We start from the raw sequence: 19,757 nt of genomic DNA on the forward strand, positions 1-19,757 counted from the left end.
TCATGGAGTTCAAAATTTTTCATATTCGGAAAGATAGTGCTCCACCTCATAATACAGAAAGAGAAGAGGTGCTCCCAATCGACGGTTTCCACGTCGTTTTGGAGCATCATTTCTATGAACTGGAATTCCATTACTTCGAACTCCCTGTCAATACAGATGTCTTTATTGACGATGTAGAGGTTGACAAGTCATTGATTACCAATGACGAACACACTGGCAACGTCACAGTTGGCTTAGGGCAACATTTCTCTAATCAACTCGGGCATGCTACTGTACGAATTGGCAACGATGAGTCATTTCAGGTTCGAGTAGACGCCTCTAAATTGAGTAGTGAAGATGCAGAGGGCATGATTACTTACCTTTACCGTAAGAACAAATCATTGATTCTTCAGCTTTTCACCAAAGAAGAGGTAGATGGAAAAGACAATAATTCTACCATCAGTATGACAAGGCTTTCTCCTTTAGAGAAGTTTATCAATGAGATGGAGAATGTGTTGCCTGCATTAGCACACAGCCCAAGGTACAGCACTACTCAAGACCGTGAAATTCAAGATTTCGCCACAGCAAATATTGATGAACAAAGCATTGATTGGCTGTTGGAGCACCTTGATGAGCTGTATTTTGATGACGCACTAAAAGATCACCCTGATGCTATTGAAATTGATGGTCAGTATACTGTCATTGATAGAATTGATGCTCCGGTGATCAAAATGGAATACGCAACTTATGAAAATGAGTGTATTCTTGGTGGTTTTTATTGGGCGAGGAAATTAGTGGATGACCTGATTACTCATATTGACAAAGTCAATGGACAGAAAAGTCTTGTTCAAAACGAAGGAAGTGGTTATGCTACTTTTGAGTCTGCACAAGTGATTATCAATGCACAAGCCATAGAAGATGCACAAGACATCAAAACAAGGCTTTACAGGCTTGAAAGGAAATACATGCAGCTTTTCCCAAACACAAAGCCTAATGTACATCCTCCACTGCTGACAAAGCGCTTCAGTTCTGTCAATGTGTATTCTAATATCTTCCTAAATCTTTTACAGGTTTATAACCTTAAACTCGACACTCAGAACGACTCAGGAGCTGTTAAAACTTCTTTTCTGGATCAGATTTATGAGTTATACACTTATTATCAGTTGTATGATGCCTTGCTGGAATGCTTCAAGGACTTTAATTATAAACTGGAAATCAGTGATACGGAAGAGGGAGAATTTATACCAAAGCGTGTTTCCATACAGCCTATTAATGGCAAATGGCAAATGAACCTGCTTTATCAGCCACAAATTGGCAGAGAACCGGGTGATACACACTTGGTGTTGCATGGAAAGCCGCATAGAGACAGTTTCTACTATACGCCTGACTTTGTATTGGAGTACTGCGATCCTCACCTTTCATTACGATACGGTATTCTGGACGCCAAATACAAAATGGCAAAAACAGTATTGGAACAGGATCTTAAAGAATCCTCTTTCAAGTACTATACGTGTGTGAGAGTAATAGGCGAAAAGAGAGATCATCAGAAGCCTGATTTCCTTTGGCTGATATGCCCTAACGCATGTTATGGACGTCCTGTATGGACCATGAATTATGATGACAACTTCTTACCTATAATAGGTATAGTTATGAATAATGCTGAAAGCAACGATCCAATCAAGCAAAGCATCAAGAAAATGATGCGAGAATGGAATGTAGGTATTTAACGTAGGGGGGCAGACCTATGTGTCTGATCAAAATGTAAAAGGACGAAATACAAAATCACAGACGACCCCTATGTATACCCAAATGCAGATAATAAAAAAAGAAGAGTTAAGAAAAAGCACTGAATTTTACTTCGGTCTTATTTCTTAACTCTTCATTGTTAATTGCTATCCCTAACAATTAACTGTGTTTTTTACCAATTAGGTCTAAATCAAAAAAGATCGTTATACGATTTCTTCAGTCATATCAGACTCATCAAAAGCTAATGGTCTGTTAAACTTCTCTTCTAGAGAGATAAAAGTTTCTGTTCTTGTAATTCCGTTGATACTTTGAATTTTATCATGAAGTACCTGACGAAGGTGATTTGTATCGCGACAAGCGATACGAACAAAAATACTCCAGTCTCCAGTAGTGTAGTGCAAGTTTAAGATTTCTGGAATCTTGGCCAAATCCTCACACACTTGTTCGTAAAGACTACTCTTTTCTAAATATATACCTAGGAATGACGTGATATCATACCCTAATTTTGAAAAATCAAGGTCCAAAGTTGATCCTTTGACAATACCCATCTTCTCCATTTTTTTCATTCTCACGTGTACCGTACCACCCGAAACGAAGATTCTTTCTGCAATTTCAGTATAAGGAGTCTTCGCATCTTTCAGTAGTTCGGACAGAATTTTAATATCCACGTGGTCAATCTCAGGTATTTTTTCCATTAGTTCTGCCATTTTATTAAATCCACTTCATTAATAACCCAAATTTATTACAATTATTGAAAATATGGATTAATAACTTTAAAAAGATTTCAAATTTTTGAAATATACACTAAATTTGTAGTTCAAATACAGAAAAGCTACGTCGAATTAGATGAAAATTCTAATACAGACAGCAGAGGTGTAAATCCTCATAGCTTTAAGCATGTGTTTATTTTATGTGTTGTTTATTGGTTAAGGTTAAAGGTATGTGAATTTTTCGCATACCTTTTTCATTTAAAGTACTAGAACAAAAACAAACGGATAGTTTTAATACTTTTGCACAAAAAAATAGTGTACCCCTTTCGGAATACACTACTCTTTTGAAAATCCTTAAAGCAATTGCTTAAACTTTCTGCTCTTTATTTTAAATCTGCTGTTGATGGAATCAATTTTCTTTGCATCAACCATGCTTTCAATTCTCCATCAAAAGGTTCTCCATAAGTAGCATTGATATAATTTCCAGCTTCCTTTATAATTTCCTCATCTTTGTCTTTGATGTTTAATACTTTTATTAGAGTCTGCAATTCTCTGTAAAGCATCTTCTCATTGACGAAACATATTTTGAAGGAAGCAATCTTTTCTGATTTTTTAGAAATAACACTTGTAATGTAGATTTCAACATCAGATCCATGTTCAGGAATATCGTATTGATCAATTGGATACAAGGCTACTTTATTCAGCAACAATTCACCGTCATAAATCTTTATTACTTTATTGACAGGTTGCTTATTAATTTCGTATCTATAAATGTAAGTAGAGCCACCTTTTTTCTTGAATACTTCTTTGTCTAAATGCAAAGTATATTCATCTCCAAAAATCACTCTTTGCTGTTCGCCAAAATAAGCATCAATGTCTTTAATGTCTTTATTTGGTGAGGCACCTATCCTTCTACTGCTCATATTGACGTCAGATTCCACAGGCATAATCACTTGTGTCAGCAACGCTTCGAACTCTCCATGTCTGTTATCTTTGGCTTTTGTACCGTCTAACAACATTCTCCCTTTTTCTTTACTGATTACAATAGCTTTTGCATCAGATTCAAAAAAGATCAACTCAGTGTCTGAATGAATAATATCACCTACCATTAAATTTCTTTGAGAACTGGCATCTTTAATAGTACCATTTAAGTGTAGGACGTAATAGTCTTGAGCGAAACAAATTGAGGTGTTAAGACCAATTAAGGTCAATAATAATATTAAGGTTTTCATAAAATCTGTTCATTATCTAAAGCTTTTGCAAAGATAAAGCTATCTCATAAGCTTTCATTGATTGAACGTTACAAAAGATGACATTCTTGCGTTAAAAATGAAAAACATTGTTAATAAGTACTATAAGTTTCAAGATTAAACCTTTTTTAATAGAATATAATCATCCATTACATAACCTTGGCCTATATCTGCTACAACTTCGTCAATAACTTCAAAACCCATCTTTTTATAAGCTTCAATGGAGTTTGTATTATATTTATTTACCGTTAAGCGGATGCCTTCTTTTTTCTGGCTTTGTGCTTCTATCGCTACAAAATCCATCCCCGATTTCCCTATTTTATTACCTCTGAATTTTGATAAAACATAAATCTTACTCAAGAACAAATGTTGCTCTTCTAGTTTAAACCCTAGATACCCTGCGGGCTCTTCATTATAATAAAACAAATAGTATTGCAAGCCATCGTTCATCTGCTGATTCATAGCAGATACAGATTGGAACTTTTCTAACATATAATCCACTTGCTCCTGACCGATGATTGCCACATAATGTTCGTTCCATATTTCTATGGCTAGTTTTTCAACAAGTTGGATTTCTTTTTCTGATTGTACTTTTTTAATGGATAACATAGTCTGTTTTTTTCAACAAAAATAGAAATAATTCAATAGCAGAGTATTACTATTTGAATAAAAATATTAATGATTAAACATACATAAATTAGGATATACAATTTCACTCAATTAATTTGTATTCGAATAAAACTGATATAGAAATGACTCTTACTGATAAAACAAATTATGTAGTTGGGATTGGAGCTTCAGCAGGAGGTCTAGAGGCGATTAAGAGCCTTTTTGAAAATTATCACTCTGACCTTGGGATTGCATTTGTGATTGTACAGCACCTGTCGCAATCACACAAGAGCTTAATGCCAGAATTATTACAGAAAATTACACACTTACCGGTTATAGAAGTAAACTCAAACCATGCTATAGAACCAAATCATATCTACATTATTAACAACCACTCTACTTTAACGATTAAAAGAAAAATGCTTATCAATCAGGAAAGAAGGAAAGATGATAAGCAATTGACTTTCCCTATTAATACGTTGTTCAGTAGTTTGGCCGAAGAATATAAGAAGAAGGCTATAGGTGTTATTTTATCAGGTACTGGCAGTGATGGTACTGAAGGTTTAAAATCCATCAAAGAGCATGGGGGGATTACTTTCGTACAGCATCCTAATTCTGCCAAATTTAACGGAATGCCTTTCTCTGCCATAAAATCAGCCAAAATTGATTTTATTATCAGTGCAGAAGAGATCGCTGATTCACTTTCCAATATTATTAATGGAGAAGGTGAAATCAATTTGAGCTACTATCATAAAATTGAAAATATATTAGAACTAATCGGTCAACAGGAAAACATTGACTATTCTGCTTATAAACCTCAGACGCTTTACAGAAGAGTGCTGAAGATGATGGAATATCAGAATATCAGTTCTATCAGTGAATATTACAGCCTGCTAGAAAATTCCCCTTTCGAGTGCAAAAAATTAGCACAGAGTTTTCTGATTGGCGTCACAAGCTTTTTCAGAGATGCTGAGGAATGGGTTTATCTTGAAAAAGAAATTGTACCAAAAATCATCCAAAAAGATGTTATCCGAATCTGGTCTATCGGCTGTAGTTTAGGGCATGAAGCTTATTCTATTGCTATGCTGGCATTGGAAGGTATTGAGGATTTATATCAACTGAAAGAAATTAAAATCTTCGCTACTGACCTTAATGCACAATCTATTCAGAAAGCATCTGAGGGTATCTACAGTGTGGATGATATAAAAAGTATACCGAAAAAGTATGTGGATAAATACCTTGATAAAATGGGGGAGTTTTATCAAGTCAAAGAGTCATTAAGAAATATCATCACTTTTGTACAGCACGATATTCTTTCTACTCCACCTTTCCTCAATATCGATTTAGTGTTATGCCGAAACTTGTTGATTTACTTAAAACCAAAAGTACAGCAACAAATTCTCAACACCATCAAGTTTTCTCTCAATAAAGACGGGTACCTGTTCTTAGGCCCTTCTGAGAAGAATTTTTCTGACAAATACTTAGTGGAAGAAGATGGAAAACATAAGTTTTTCAGATTGGTAGAAAAATTCAGAGGATTTGAAATCGACAAATCCAAAAAGATAAAAACAAACAAAATAAGGGTTCCAAAACAAAATAGAGTGCAAGTAGTAAACAAAGATTCTTTTGAATATGAGAATATTGAAAAGCAATTAATTGAATATTATTGTCAACCTATCATCGTTATTAACGACAAAGAACAACTTGTCTTTTCTTCTGATGAAGTGGGTAAATACCTTAAGTTTCCGAAAAATGAACTTGTTCTAAAAGAAGTATTTGATTTTGATGTATACATTGACATTGTCCGTACGATAAATAAGTCAAAAGAGGACGGAAAAAACCGTAAAATTTCCAATCTCAAATTACAATCTCAGAACAACGCTGGTTCTGATATCATCATCCGAAGGCTCAAGACAGAGACAAATGATGACTTGTTTATCTTAGAGTTTTTTGATGGCAAAGAACACAATAGCGAGAATGTCATTGAACAGGATAGTACTATTCAAAACCTGAAGAGTGAAATCAAACACCTTCATCAGGAATTGAAAATTGCTCACCGTCGTATTGAGAGAATCAATGAGGACTATCAGGTGAACAATGAAGAATTGATGTCTTCGAACGAAGAATTACAGTCAAGTAATGAGGAACTGCAATCTGTAAACGAAGAATTATATACGGTCAACCAAGAATATAAAGATAAATTGGATGAGATTTCAGTCTTGAATGATGACTTCTTAAACCTCTTCCAATCTGCCGGCATTGCTTCTCTATACCTTGATAAAGATTTCAGCATCCGAAGAATTGCTCCTAATACTTCAGAGTTTTTTGGAATTGAAAAAGAAGATATTGGGCGTAATATTATGCAGTTCAATACTTTCTTTGAAATTAAAGGTGGACTTTTGGCTACGATTGAAAAGGCTGTTCTTGAAAATAAAATTCAGGAACATGAGGTGCGTACAAAGAAAAACAGAACTTATTTATTGAGAGTATCTCCGTTTGGTGAAAGGAAAAATAATACGGATGGCATCATTCTATCTTTTATCCCTATCAGTTCTTTGAAGCCTATCCAGAAGTTGAAACACAAAAACAGTGAACTGAAAGAACAGGTAACTCATTTCCTTCAATACTTTAGCCTGCTGAATATTGAAACATGGACATGGACGGCTGAAAATAATACTTTCTTTTTCTCTGAGAGTGTTAAACAACTTTTCAATTATGATCAGTATGAATCTTTCTTATGGCGTTACGTTGAGTCACAGCTACCTGCAGAAAACAGTAAAGTATTCTCAGAAAAAATCAATAAGTGCTTAAGTGTTGGTCAGCCTTTTGATATCATTCTTCATTTGGAGGACCGTTTCTATAATTTTGTTTGTCTTGCAGAAAAGAGCGACAGCGGGAAAATTTTAGGAATGTATGGTAGTATTGAAGATATCACTGATAAATATAATAGAGAAAAATCACTAGAGGATATCACTTCTACTTATCAGGGCCTTTCTGAATTAAATCAGTTTGGTACTATTAAAGTATTACAGGATGATCCTAACTATATTAAAGTCAACGACACACTCTTGAATTGGCTAGGATTGAAATCCCTGAAAAATACTATAAAAATAGAGGATTTCATCTCTTTTGTTCACCCAGAAGATCATGCTACTTTTAATAGCATTTTCCAGAAAGAACAGAAAAAGTTTGATATCACAATAAGGGTAGAAAGAAAAGATGGACAAATCACCTATCTCAATATTACGGGATTAAATAAGAGTGATAAAAAAGGAAATGTGATGGTGTTGGCCATTGTGTTTGATAATACTTACAACAAGTCTATTGAATCACAATGGGAAGAAACTGTAGAACTGGCAGAAAAGACGGCTCAAACTCTTGCTGTCCAAAATGAACAACTGGAAAGTTATACTTATATCGCCTCACATAATATTCGTTCTCCTTTATCCAACTTACTGGCTTTAATGGAGCTTTATCAGAACGAAAGCAAAGCAGAAGCAAAGGAAAATTATCTTACGCTGTTTGAAAAAGCACTTGTTCAGCTGGAAAACACCGTCAACAACCTTACTGATGCGATCAAAGTACAGCAAAAAACAAAGCTTGAACGCAAGCCTATCAGTGTTAAGGATGAGTTGATGAAGGTATTGGATATCTTATCAGGTCAAATCAATAAATATGGCGTGGTAATTAGTTTGGAAGTTGAGAAAAACTTGACCATTAACTATCACGAAGAATACTTGAAAAGCATTTTCCTTAATTTATTAAGCAATGCGATTAAATATCGTTCTCCTGAAAGGTTGCCTAAAATAGATGTTGAGGCTTTCCAAGAAAAGAAATCTATTTATATTAGAATAAAGGATAATGGAAGAGGAATAGATCTCAAGAAATATGGTCATAGAATTTTTGGTATGAATCAGACTTTCCATCATAATGAAGATGCGAGAGGATTAGGATTATTTCTTACTAAAACGCAAATTGAAGCTACAGGCGGCAACATCAATGTTTCATCTGAAGTGAACAAGGGAACGACTTTCTCAATTAACATACCGAAATCATAATGATATCATCATACATTTACTCTAGTCAGACGAATGACGACATTGAGGTGGAAACACTAAGAGATATTCAGAATATTGCGAAAACTGAAAATTCAAAACACAATATTACTGGATACTTAACCTATAAAAAGGAGACTTTTATTCAATACATAGAAGGACCTGATGAGGAAATTCAACAATTGATTACGAATCTCAAGAATGATAAAAGACATAATATCTTAAAATCAATTCATTTTCCTCCGAAGACACAAAGAGTTTTCAAAGGCTGGAGTATGAGGTATATAGAGTATGATGAACTTATTGAAATAGGATTTCATGAATTATTAGAAACCGTTTTCTTTACTGTAGGAAATAAAATTTTCGATGAAGACAGAGTGATTGAAAAGCTCAATCAAATGTTAGAGAAAATTGCAACTACACAAAAGCATATCAAATAAAAAAAAGGGAAGCGATCATTATGGTCACTTCCCTTTTTTTATACCGAGACATTCACTCCAAGACATTCCCTTAACTTGGCTTTAGAAAGGGGCTTTTCAATATACTTTTCAATACAAGGGTGCTTATCAGCTCTCTCCTTATCTTTAGGATGTAAACTCGAACTCAGCACATAAATACTAAAGTGCTCAAGAAGGTTCCTATCTTTAATTTCATCAACAACTTGCCAACCGTCTAAACCGGGCATGTTGAGATCTAAAAACATTACATTTTCTTTGGTAAGGTCAATTGTATCAATAGACTGAAAGAAGGCATCTCCGCTTTTAAAATAGAACTTGTCAATATTGGCTGTTTCAGGTAAGGAGTCGATAATTATTTTAGAAATATCAATTACTAACTGATCGTCATCTATAAATATAAGTTGTTTCATGTGTAGTAAAAATAGAATAGATAAAGTGTAATAGCGTATTTATAATTTAACAGATTTGCTATTTATAGTCAATAATTATTCTAATTATAAATTACAATCATAACATTGTATACTTTAAGTGTAATTAATACTTGAAATAAGTAAATAAACAGTTCTTACTTGTTAAAAATATTGAACAAAAAAAATCACCTCTAAATAATTTAGAGGTGATCTTCATTATAGAATTAATGATTTATTAATTCGCTGTGATTGTAATTGTTGCAGCTCTCTGATCAACAACTACTTTATAATTTCCGCTTTCGCCAATGAATGTCCAGTTAGGATCATCAGAACCTTCTTGTGGCTTAAGTTGAGAAGCATCATATTCAGTGATGATATCCCAACCAAAACCTGAACCCCAATCTTCGAATCTTGTAAACAATCTGAAAGAACCATCTTTCACTAAGTCTACATTGATCTCCCAGATTTCATGACCTGTCCAGTTAAGAATTGGTGTTGTAGCATTCCAGTTCCATCCATTTGCAGTTACATCACCTACCATGTATAATACTGGCTCACCTTTTAATGGTGCCATAGTGATTGTTCCTGTATTTTGGTCTACAAGGATATCATACCAACCAGTTGCTCCGATGAAGCTGAAGTTGTCATCATTATTATCACCTGGCTGAGGCTGTAATAAATCAGTAGGGTAATTAGGGAACGCTTTAGGACCTCCAATTCCAGAACCCCAATCAGGGTTAGAGAAGAATCTGAAGTAAGGCTCATCAGAAGTTTCAAAATAAGCATTTGTTCTGAACTCACCTTGGTTTCCTGTGTTTGCAATTTCAACTGCTTTATTTGGATCCCATCCACCAACAGAAGCTCCAATCATATAAATAGAAGGGAAGATTGTTGAGTATGGTGTTACTGACATTGCGATCGACTCTGATACTTTTGTATCTAACTGATAGTTTACAGTTGCTGCGATATGAATTTCAACATCTGAACTCTTTGAAGGTTTGAAACCAAGTCCTAATGCTGCCGCATTCATTTGAGCGTGTGTTAATGACAATGTATTTGTAGTCACTGAACCTAATTCAACTGAATTTGATGAATCACCAGCAACACTCATTGTCACAGTGTAGTTTGTTTGTACACTTACTCCGTAATCAACTGGTGACCAGTCAAACATTACTGCTGTAACACTAGCACTGTCTTTCACAAGTGTTAGCGACTCTCCTGTACTAGGAGAATTGATAATAGGAGCAGCAACAGTGTCTTGATTCTTGATTGTCGTCAATTCCTTCTCAGGGCTACATGCATTAAGCATCAAAAGCCATGAAATTGCTCCAATTAAATATATATATGATTTTTTCATTGTGTTATAATCTTAGTAACCAGTATTTTGACTTGCGTTAGGGTTTGCCGCTAACTCTTGTGTAGGGATAGGGTAAACGTTACGGTGAGCGTCTAAAGCTCTACCACCTTGCTCACCACCTTTCCATGGCCATAAGTAAGTTGCTGAAGTAAACTTCTCAAAACGTACTAAGTCTTGACGACGGTATCCTTCCCAGTAGAATTCACGACCTCTTTCTTCTAATAAGAAATCTAAAGTAAGGTCAGCTTCGATGATGTTACCTGCAGTAGATCCACCGTATGCTCTAGTAATTACTTGGTTTACTAAGTTTAAAGCCTCACCTTTTGTTCCGTTTGAAGCACCTCTTAATACTGCTTCAGCATACATTAAGTAAGAATCTGCAACTCTGAATAAAGGCCAGTCAGTGTCAACGAAGTAGCTTTCAGCGATAGCTGGCTTAGAACCGTCAACGTTTCTGTTTCTGAATTTGAAGATGTTCAATCCTTGTGTATAGTTTAAAGGATCATCTACTTCAAGACCTGAGTTGATTACTAATAATGTATTGAATTCTAACTTACTAGCTAACTCATCGTCATCTTTCACATCTTCAGTTTTACCTCTCAAGTCACCAGATGGACGAGATTGGAATTTGTCATAAATACTTCTTGTAGCGTGGTTACCACCCCAAGCAGCACCGTTTGATACGTTTACGAAGTCTGAGAATCTACCGTTAGTACCTGCTGAAATCACATATTGTGTTGCAGAGAAACCTTGAGTTCTTACAGGATCTAAAGGTACATTATGAATAATACCTGTTGTATTTTCATTTCCTACAGAGAACAATGTCAATAAATTCGGATCAAGTGTGTAAGCACCATTAACTTGTTTTGTGATGTTTACTACTTCTTCCATTGAATTTACACCACTTACTGGATTGTCTTGACCTGTAAACGGCTTAGCATTCAAGAACATTTTTGCTTTCACCATCCAAAGTGTACCTTTATCCATTCTACCGTACTCAGCTTTTCCAGCTTCTGGCAAGAATTCCTCAATCTCGTTAAGCTCATTGATAACATTACTGAACAACTCAGCACCTTCAATAGACTTAGGGTATTGATCAGTAGTAGCTTCAGTAATCCAGCTCATTTTACCGTAGAAGTCCATACCGTGGTAATAAGCAATAGCTCTTACCAGACGAGCCTCAGCTCTCATTTGCTTCATAGACTCTTTTAAGTCACCTTGACCTCTTTCGTCTAATTTAGCGTCTGATGATTGACGTAAAAATTCGTTTGTCAATGCAATCATGTAATACAAACGGTAGAACATACCTGCAACATACTGGTTATCAGCAGACCACTCACCATTTTGCAAAGGTACTAAACCATTGTCATTCCATGCGTTAAGGGCTTCACCTGTAGGCAACAACTGTAAGTTCCAGTAGTTTCTAAGGTAAGATGACATACCACCATCAGAAATTGTAGATACATCACTTTCGTTATCGTTACCTTTCTGACCTGCTACATGGTATCCAGCGTAGATTTTACCTAACACTTGAGTATAACCATCTGCAGTTTCGAATACTTCGTTTTCGAAAGTTACGTTTGGATCGATCGGAGTCACATCCAAATCACTGATACACGACGATGTGAATAAAAGCGCGCATCCTAATAATATATTTCTTAATTTATTCTTGATCATTTTATGTCAGATTAAAATCCTAGGTTTAAACCAAATAAGATAGTTGTTGGACGAGGGTAGATATTGTTGTCAATACCATTGAATACTTCTGGATCTAATCCACCGTAGCTAGAAGCTACTAATAAGTTTTGACCAGTCAAGTACATTCTCATACGAGTGTCTTTAAGACCTAAGATAGACTTGAAGTTATACCCGATTGTCACGTTATCTAATCTAAAGAAATCTGCATTTTCTATCCAGTGGGAAGAGAAGATTCTTTTCTCGTCAGTTTGTAAGAAACCTGTTGATCCAGAAGAAGATAATTTATTTGATAAAGCTCTAGTTGTAGGATTGTAGATAAAGTTCCAGTTTTCACTTCCTTGAGCGATACCGTTATAAATCTGCGCATTGAATTGGAAACGACCGCTTAATGAGAAATCCCAATTCTTATAGCTTACTCTTGTATTGATACCTACTAAGAAGTCAGGTACTGAGTTACCGTAGATAATTTTATCATCAGCATTGATGATACCATCACCGTTTTGATCTACATAAACACCTTCTAGTGGGTGACCGTCATCAGAATAAACTTGCTCATACACATAGAACGAGTTCAATGACTGACCTACTTGTTGTAGTTGAAGGAAGTTACCACTACCAAACTCTCCTGTAGGTAAACCTTTATAGTTAGGATCATCAACTGTAGTTAACTTTGTGATTTGGTTTCTGTTGTAAGTGAAGTTACCTCCAACTTCCCAGTAGAAATCATCAGTGATTACAGGGATAGTTAATAAGTTCAATTCAACACCCGTGTTTTCTAAGCTACCTACATTTGATACAATACGGTCAGAAAGGTTAGTACCTGCTGCTACTGTTACTGTATTGATAAGGTCTTTTGTTTCTCTGTGGTACACATCAAATGAACCTGAGATTCTTGAATCAAGAATTTTGAAATCGATACCTGCGTTGATGTTTACTGTTTCCTCCCACTTCAAGTTAGGATCAAAACCGTTTGGACGGTAAGTGTTGAACCAGCTATCACCAAATACATACTGAGCGCCACCGTTAGATAAAGTATAAGTACCATAACCTACATAGTCATTACCAGTAATGTCTTGCTGACCTGTGATACCCCAACCACCTCTTAATTTCAACTCATTTACAAGTTCTGAGCTTTTCAAGAAGCTTTCTTCGTTAATTTTCCATGCGAAAGCTAATGAAGGGAATAGACCCCATCTGTTATTCTTGCTGAATCTAGAAGTACCATCTTGTCTTACTGTCGCAGTTAATAAATACTTGTTGTTTAAAGTATAGTTAGCACGACCGTAGAAAGATACTAAGTAATATTCAGAAGCGAATGGCTGATCAAGAGTTGGATCAGGACGGTTATCAAAGTAATCGTTCTTGTAAGTGTGACCTTGGTTGTGGAAATGTTGCCAAGAGTAACCACCCATTACATCAAATCTATGCATTCCAATTTCTTTTCCATATTTTAAATAGAAATCGAATACTGTATTTCTTTTCTCTTGATTGTAAACTTCTTGCTCACCTCTGATTAAAGAATCTTGGTATACCCATGATGCATCTGGAGAAGTGTATTTACCACCTTCTGAATTTGCAGCATCCATACCGAAGTTCATGTTTGCTGATAATTCTGGTAAGAAGTGGAATTTATAATCTAATGCTAAGTTTACAATACCTCTGTTTACTGTAGACTGATCGTCACGTTGGTTCAATAAAGCAACTGGGTTTACTGGTGTGTAAGCTTTTGGCTTACCGCTTTCATCTACCCATTGCCAGTAACCACCCCAATCATTATTTCCTGAACGTACTGGGTGAGTTGGATCAAAACCAATTGCAGCACCGATTGCATCTTGGTTAGCAAATTTATTTTTTACATGAGTTCCTTTTGCGTTGAAGTTCACACTTAAGTGGTCATCAAAAAACTTAGGAGTCAAGCTTATACCAACTGAAGTTCTTTGGATGTTATCTGTCTTTAAAACACCATCTTGCGTATTGTATCCTACTGATAAACGGTAAGGTAAATTTTTAACACCACCTGAGAAGCTTACGTTCTGATCCATACCGAAAGCAGGTCTGTAGATCTCATCTTGCCAGTTTGTATTTGCATCGCCCATTGCATTGTATGCATCAGACTCGTTACCGTATAATGTTGTTACTAAATTTCTATACTCGTCTGCTTCATATACGCTCACTCTTTTTGATGTCACACCAATTGAGTATTTTGAAGAGTAGTCAACTTTTAATTTATCATTTCCATTACCTGTTTTAGTAGTAATAATGATTACACCGTTTGATGCTCTTGAACCGTAAATAGCTGTTGCTGAAGCATCTTTTAATACCGTAAATGTAGCAATATCATCTGGGTTTACAGTTGCTAATGGGTTAGCCATACCATTGATACCATCAGAAGCTACTGGTACACCATCGATTACAATAAGAGGGTCATTATTTGCTGACATTGAAGCACCACCACGAATACGAATCGTTGAGTTAGCACCTGGAGCACCACCTGAAGATGTAATTTGAATACCTGCAGTCTTACCCACCATTAAGTCTTGTGGTGAAGTGATTGCACCTTTGTTCATGTCTTCTGCAGTAATTGCTTGAACAGATCCTGTAGCGTCTTCTTTTTTCACGCTACCGTAACCAATTACAACTACTTCTTCTAATTGCTCTGCATCAACTTCCATTGGAACATCAATCACAGTCTGCGTTCCGATCAATACGTCTTTTGTTATATAACCAATATAACTAAACGATAATTCTTCTGCAGATGAAGAAACATTAAGGACATATTGTCCGTCGAAATTAGTTGTAGTTCCTTGGGTAGTACCTTTAATAATTACAGCCACACCAGGTAATGGCGATCCATTTTCATCTACAACAGTACCTTTGATAGATTTTTCTTGTGCGTAAGTCAGATTACTCCCTAAAATAAAGAGCATACACAAGAGAGTACAAACAAAATTCTTGTTTGCAAAACGTAATTTTACATTCATAACTAAAAAGTTAAATTTAGATTACTTTTTTATCATTAAAAAAATGCGTACGAAGAGAAGGGATTGAAATTTTCACATTTCAACCAAACTCAAAAAAATCAGGTCAGAATTGTTTTTTTAAAGTAATAAGCTAAACAATTTTCATTTTCATTTTTTTCATTTTCATAAGCTTTAAAATTTACAAGTGCAATATAAACACTTTACCTATTTCTTTTTATTTAATTTTTTATAAAAAAAAACTTAAAATTAACACTGATATTTTTCGCAACATTGTACATAAGTCATTTTTAATTGAATTTACTTTACTTTTTATTAAAATATGTGAAGCAAACGGTTTCATAAAATGTTAAATTTAAGTTAAAATGGTAACATATTTTAACATTTGATTTATTTTTTTTGGGTGATTTTGAGTTTTTAACACTCGTTTTTTTAAGAAAAATTTATCATAATTTACCGAAATCGGTTGCTTAAAATTCAATTAACAAAAGACAATTACGGGAGTAAATAGATTTTAAAACCGAATATTCAATGAAACAGCCTTTACTGATTTGGTAAATTGGCAACTTTTAGAAAAATAGGGAGGGAATATTTAACGTACTTATGTTAAAATTATGATTCGTTAATTACAGATTAATATCTATCCGAGAGATCTAATAATTATTTGAAACACTTGAATCATTATTATGAGCATAAAAAAAGGAGTTGCTTCAAATGAAACAACTCCTTCTCTGTTCTTAGAGCATGTTTCAAACATGCTCTTATTAAGACAGAATTATTGAATACTCATAATTCTTATTTTTTCACAATAGTATACGTGAATTTTCTAGCGTCACTATCATAAGTTAAAGTGACAGTATAAACATCAGCAACTTCTACTGAAAGGTCGCCTCCATCTCTACCTACTTCTCCATCAACATCTGTAAGCCCTAAATTATGGTCCCAGTTGTTATTTGCTCTGAACTTGAAATTTGCTCCTGCTACTAATTCAACTTCTTTATACCATGTTTTAGTTGCAACGTCGAATGTAAGAGGCGTATCCGTCTCCCATCCGCCGCCACCTTTGACAGCGTCACCGATTAATCCCCATTCTAAAGCTTCCAGTTCATAGGTTAATTTTTCTGGATTCATTTTCAAGCTGTAATGATTTTCAGCATCAACAGGAATATTACCTCCAGTTGTTGATAAAACGCCATCAGATTCATAACCATAATTTGTTCCATCGAAGTTTGGCAGTGATGTAAATTTGAAACCACCTTCAGGCATCCAGAACCAGTTTGAATAATCACCTTCAGGATTATCTAAGTTTACAACGTCATCATCATTGTGCTTCCAATCATTGAAATCACCAGAAACATAAATTTCTGAAGCGAAAGCTTGGTAAGGAGTGATGTTGATTTCTTGTAATTCTGATTCCAATTTTGAACCCTCTGCAAAAATGGCTACTACTTTTACACCATGTTTAGTGGCTTTGTCAGCTTCTCCACCGTCTTTCAAAGCGGCTGCATTTAGTTCCTCTACCGTTAAAGTCACTGATAAATCAACGCCTTCGTACATCACTTGAGAACCTAAAAGTACTTGGTATTTTTCTAATGTTTCATCACCATAAACCGACTCAGACCATGAGATTGTTTCAATAGACTGATCTTTATCGTCTTTTGTAAGCACATAATCTGTGATAGTAAGCGGTGCCATTTCAGGTGCTGTAATTTCTACTGCTCCTCTATAGAAATAGATGTAAGTACCAGGGTTTTTCAAATCAAGAACAATCATTCTAGTTCCTGCTTTCACTTCGATTGGCTCGCCATTATTCTCTGTTACACCATCTGCTTCACCTTTACCTAAATTGTGATCGTTATTAGCATAGAATGTAAATGAACCATCTACAAAATCAACGTTTGCATATAAGTAACGGTTTGTTTGATCGTAATCCATTACAATTTCACCACCTGGGATTGCTGAACCTTTCAGTTTGAAAGTCAATGGCTCAATCATCAATGTTGAAGAACCATTAGAGCTCATAAAGAACATACCCGGTCCTGGCGTAACTTTAATATTCTCTCCATCACCAGCAATAGCCGTAGAGAAACCATTACCATCACTTTCCCAATCTCCTTTCTGTCCGTAAGCTGGATCTCCCCAAGTTGGACCTGCACAAATTTTAAATTCATTATTAAGGTACATGTAGCCATTGTAAGGGCCTCCCTCTTCTTCTACTGAACCTAAAATTGTAGTTTCATCATTTTCTGCCCAATCTTGATGGTCACCTCTAACGAAAATTTTATTACTCGGTAAAGTAGGTGTGAAATAAGGAAAAATATTAGCGACAACTTGCTTTGTAGAACTCACAACTCCTGTTCCTGTTGGAAAGTCTCCAATAAATGCTCTGATCCCTAAATCTACATTTTCTTCAACAACCATTCCTTCAGATAACACGCCTGTGATTTTCATGATAGCATCATTCATCTCTTTTTGAGAGATCTCTACTTGAGTCGCGCTACCATTTACCAAAGTCACTACTTCTACTGCATCATATCCTTCAATAGAAGCCATAATTTGATAATTGTGTTCTGTTTTTGCACCAAAACTTGCTGGAGACCATTCTAAAGTTTCAAATACATCACCGGCAGTTTCTTTAGTGAAGACGTACAATTCGCCATCAGGGCCTTTTGTAAATTCAGGGCTAACATAGTCTTCAGGGTACCCAATGTGGGTCAACTCTCTTTCATGACATGAGAATAATGTCAGTAAGATTGTCAATATTGATAATGCTTTTTTCATTACTTTTAGATTATAAAGTTTTTGAAATATTTTGACACAGCAATAAGCTGAACCTATTGCGGTGGTTTAAGCAGTTGTACATTTTTTAGTTGTACAACTGCATCGTTTTCTAGTAACCTTTGTTTTGAATTAAATTAGGATTGGCACCAATTTCTGAAGAAGGAATTGGATACACTTCAAATGTCTCAGATACATTCGTCAAACCTTCTGGAGCAATTTGGCTTCCTTTGTAAGGCCAAGTTTGTACTACAGAACCTCTTGTAAAAGTGTTGAATCTTCTTAAGTCCTGACGTCTGTGACCTTCCCAGTATAATTCTCTCGCTCTCTCATTTAAGATCGTTTCAGCATTAACTTCTGGCACTGACTCTGTTGAACGGCCAGCTCTTTCCCAAAGCGTTCTAATATTATTATTACTTGCAAATCCGTTCATTCTCCACTCAATTTCAGTCTGCATCAAAATGGCATCTGCCACACGGAAAACAGGATAGTTTGTCTCTGCATAAGTAGCATGACCTGGAGCACCTTTAGAGTCTACATTTCTAAACTTCGTCACTTGCACACCTTGAGTAAATTGCATGAAATCAACAATATCAGTTGTTTCGTTACCTTGGTCGTCTTTATGAATAAAGAACAATGCTCTGTCATCAGTCTTACCCTCAAAAACATTAAGCAATGAAGTCATTGATCTGTTACCACCCCATCCTGGAGCACCCATCATATCTCTGTCCATATCACCACCTGTTGCTGCATTGATAATGTAAGTCATGCCACCCCAAGTACGTGTTTGGTCACCGAAATAGTTGATAGAGAAAATAATCTCTTTGTGCTCTTCATAGTTATCCATTACAAATAACGACTGATAAGCTGAAACAGCATTTTTATGAGAACCTGAAAGCGTGTAGTTATTGACTACTAAGTCTGTATATTTCTTCGCTTCGCTCAAATGCGCCTCACCAATATATACTTCAGCATTCAAGAACACTTTCCCAAGTAACATATAGGCTACACCTTTATTGGCTTGCCCAAACATACTTTCACCAATATCTACTAATTGCTCTTCTGAAGAAGCATCAATAATCGACTCAAGTTCTGCTGTGATATAATCAAATAATTCTCTTCCACCTTGTTTACCCCATGGTAAAGGAAGTTCTTTTCCTACAGTGTTTTCTTCCGTGATTTTTGGAACACCATTACCATACAAGTCTAAAGCATGCCAGTAAGAATACGCTCTTAAGAAGCGTGCTTCTGCAATCTGACTAGATAAATCAAAATCTGAAGCCTCGCAATCTCTGATAAACTGATTGGCTAATGAAATCTGATAGATAACTCTGTAATACAAAGCTTCATTCAGTGTGTTAGCGGCCGTCCAAGACATTGTAGACATTTCAGGTTGACCTGGGTCACCCCAACAGTTGATTGCCTCATCAGTTGGCAACTCTTGTGCTTCCCAATATCTACGTAAATATTGAGAGGCACCTTCGTCAATACCGCCAAGGTCACCGTTACCATCAGGTCCTTGCTGACCAGTAATTGCATAACCTGCGTAAAGCTTTGCTAAACCTTGATTGTAATCCGCTACTGTACGATAAACTTTATCTACAGTATCTACATTTGGATCAATTGGCGTAGTATCAAGCTGGTGCAAACATGAAGTAAAAGTAGTAGTTGCAACAACTAATGCCGGCGCTATATATTTTTTTAATGAATTTAAGTTCATCTTCGTCTC

The 19,757-nt window shown here is 35.5% G+C and carries 12 protein-coding genes; 3 read left to right on the forward strand and 9 right to left on the reverse strand.

Going from position 1 to position 19,757, the window contains the following annotated elements:
* Positions 1-2: 2 nt before the first annotated feature.
* Positions 3-1,706, forward strand: a complete 1,704-nt coding sequence (locus HHU12_RS09755) for a hypothetical protein (protein ID WP_169656555.1) — start codon at positions 3-5, stop codon at positions 1,704-1,706.
* A gap of 222 nt (positions 1,707-1,928) precedes the next feature.
* Here HHU12_RS09755 and HHU12_RS09760 read toward each other — a convergent pair whose 3' ends face one another.
* The 3 genes from HHU12_RS09760 to HHU12_RS09770 form a co-directional block, all read right to left on the reverse strand.
* Positions 1,929-2,420 carry an Lrp/AsnC ligand binding domain-containing protein gene (locus tag HHU12_RS09760; RefSeq protein WP_062615428.1) on the reverse strand — a complete coding sequence of 164 codons (492 nt, stop codon included), beginning with the start codon at positions 2,418-2,420 and terminating at the stop codon, positions 1,929-1,931.
* A gap of 398 nt (positions 2,421-2,818) precedes the next feature.
* Positions 2,819-3,667 (reverse strand): hypothetical protein, encoded by an 849-nt coding sequence (locus HHU12_RS09765; protein ID WP_169656556.1) that lies wholly within the window; start codon positions 3,665-3,667, stop codon positions 2,819-2,821.
* Positions 3,668-3,802: 135 nt separating this feature from the next.
* A complete protein-coding gene (locus HHU12_RS09770; RefSeq protein WP_169656557.1) occupies positions 3,803-4,294 on the reverse strand; it encodes a GNAT family N-acetyltransferase in 492 nt (163 codons plus the stop codon).
* A 143-nt stretch (positions 4,295-4,437) separates the two neighbouring features.
* Here HHU12_RS09770 and HHU12_RS09775 point away from each other — a divergent pair, with 143 nt between their 5' ends.
* Both HHU12_RS09775 and HHU12_RS09780 read left to right on the forward strand, forming a co-directional pair.
* Positions 4,438-8,352, forward strand: coding sequence for a chemotaxis protein CheB (locus HHU12_RS09775; RefSeq protein ID WP_169656558.1), 3,915 nt, complete (start codon positions 4,438-4,440; stop codon positions 8,350-8,352).
* The gene (locus tag HHU12_RS09780) at positions 8,352-8,789 is read left to right on the forward strand and encodes a BLUF domain-containing protein (RefSeq protein ID WP_169656559.1); all 438 of its coding nucleotides are present in this window, start codon (positions 8,352-8,354) and stop codon (positions 8,787-8,789) included. The genes HHU12_RS09775 and HHU12_RS09780 overlap by 1 nt, the downstream gene beginning before the upstream one ends.
* A 38-nt stretch (positions 8,790-8,827) precedes the next feature.
* On the opposite strand, the gene HHU12_RS09785 is transcribed toward HHU12_RS09780, so the two are convergent.
* The 6 genes from HHU12_RS09785 to HHU12_RS09810 form a co-directional block, all read right to left on the reverse strand.
* Positions 8,828-9,217 (reverse strand): response regulator, encoded by a 390-nt coding sequence (locus tag HHU12_RS09785; protein WP_169656560.1) that lies wholly within the window; start codon positions 9,215-9,217, stop codon positions 8,828-8,830.
* Positions 9,218-9,452: 235 nt separating this feature from the next.
* Entirely contained in the window at positions 9,453-10,574 is a 1,122-nt protein-coding gene (locus tag HHU12_RS09790) for a SusE domain-containing protein (protein ID WP_169656561.1), read from the reverse strand.
* 12 nt (positions 10,575-10,586) lie between these two features.
* On the reverse strand, positions 10,587-12,251 hold the full coding sequence (locus HHU12_RS09795) for a RagB/SusD family nutrient uptake outer membrane protein (RefSeq protein WP_169656562.1): 1,665 nt from the start codon (positions 12,249-12,251) through the stop codon (positions 10,587-10,589).
* Positions 12,252-12,262: 11 nt separating this feature from the next.
* Positions 12,263-15,199, reverse strand: a complete 2,937-nt coding sequence (locus tag HHU12_RS09800; RefSeq protein WP_169656563.1) for a SusC/RagA family TonB-linked outer membrane protein — start codon at positions 15,197-15,199, stop codon at positions 12,263-12,265.
* Between the two features lie 846 nt (positions 15,200-16,045).
* Complete coding sequence (locus tag HHU12_RS09805; protein WP_169656564.1) at positions 16,046-18,031, reverse strand: SusE domain-containing protein; 1,986 nt, start codon at positions 18,029-18,031, stop codon at positions 16,046-16,048.
* Positions 18,032-18,140: 109 nt separating this feature from the next.
* Positions 18,141-19,748: a RagB/SusD family nutrient uptake outer membrane protein gene (locus HHU12_RS09810; RefSeq protein ID WP_169656565.1), complete on the reverse strand. Its 1,608-nt coding sequence runs from the start codon at positions 19,746-19,748 to the stop codon at positions 18,141-18,143.
* Between the last annotated feature and the right edge of the window lie 9 nt (positions 19,749-19,757).

The sequence above is a fragment of the Flammeovirga aprica JL-4 genome (genome assembly GCF_012844305.1).
In the GTDB taxonomy this organism is placed as follows: Bacteria; Bacteroidota; Bacteroidia; order Cytophagales; family Flammeovirgaceae; genus Flammeovirga; species Flammeovirga aprica.

Coding starts and splice junctions, on each gene's coding strand:
- HHU12_RS09795 (WP_169656562.1), bottom strand. CDS start 12,251: ATGATCAAGAATAAATTAAGAAATATATTATTAGGATGCGCGCTTTTA.
- HHU12_RS09780 (WP_169656559.1), top strand. CDS start 8,352: ATGATATCATCATACATTTACTCTAGTCAGACGAATGACGACATTGAG.
- HHU12_RS09800 (WP_169656563.1), bottom strand. CDS start 15,199: ATGCTCTTTATTTTAGGGAGTAATCTGACTTACGCACAAGAAAAATCT.
- HHU12_RS09790 (WP_169656561.1), bottom strand. CDS start 10,574: ATGAAAAAATCATATATATATTTAATTGGAGCAATTTCATGGCTTTTG.
- HHU12_RS09765 (WP_169656556.1), bottom strand. CDS start 3,667: ATGAAAACCTTAATATTATTATTGACCTTAATTGGTCTTAACACCTCA.
- HHU12_RS09755 (WP_169656555.1), top strand. CDS start 3: ATGGAGTTCAAAATTTTTCATATTCGGAAAGATAGTGCTCCACCTCAT.
- HHU12_RS09805 (WP_169656564.1), bottom strand. CDS start 18,031: ATGAAAAAAGCATTATCAATATTGACAATCTTACTGACATTATTCTCA.
- HHU12_RS09775 (WP_169656558.1), top strand. CDS start 4,438: ATGACTCTTACTGATAAAACAAATTATGTAGTTGGGATTGGAGCTTCA.
- HHU12_RS09770 (WP_169656557.1), bottom strand. CDS start 4,294: ATGTTATCCATTAAAAAAGTACAATCAGAAAAAGAAATCCAACTTGTT.
- HHU12_RS09785 (WP_169656560.1), bottom strand. CDS start 9,217: ATGAAACAACTTATATTTATAGATGACGATCAGTTAGTAATTGATATT.
- HHU12_RS09760 (WP_062615428.1), bottom strand. CDS start 2,420: ATGGAAAAAATACCTGAGATTGACCACGTGGATATTAAAATTCTGTCC.
- HHU12_RS09810 (WP_169656565.1), bottom strand. CDS start 19,748: ATGAACTTAAATTCATTAAAAAAATATATAGCGCCGGCATTAGTTGTT.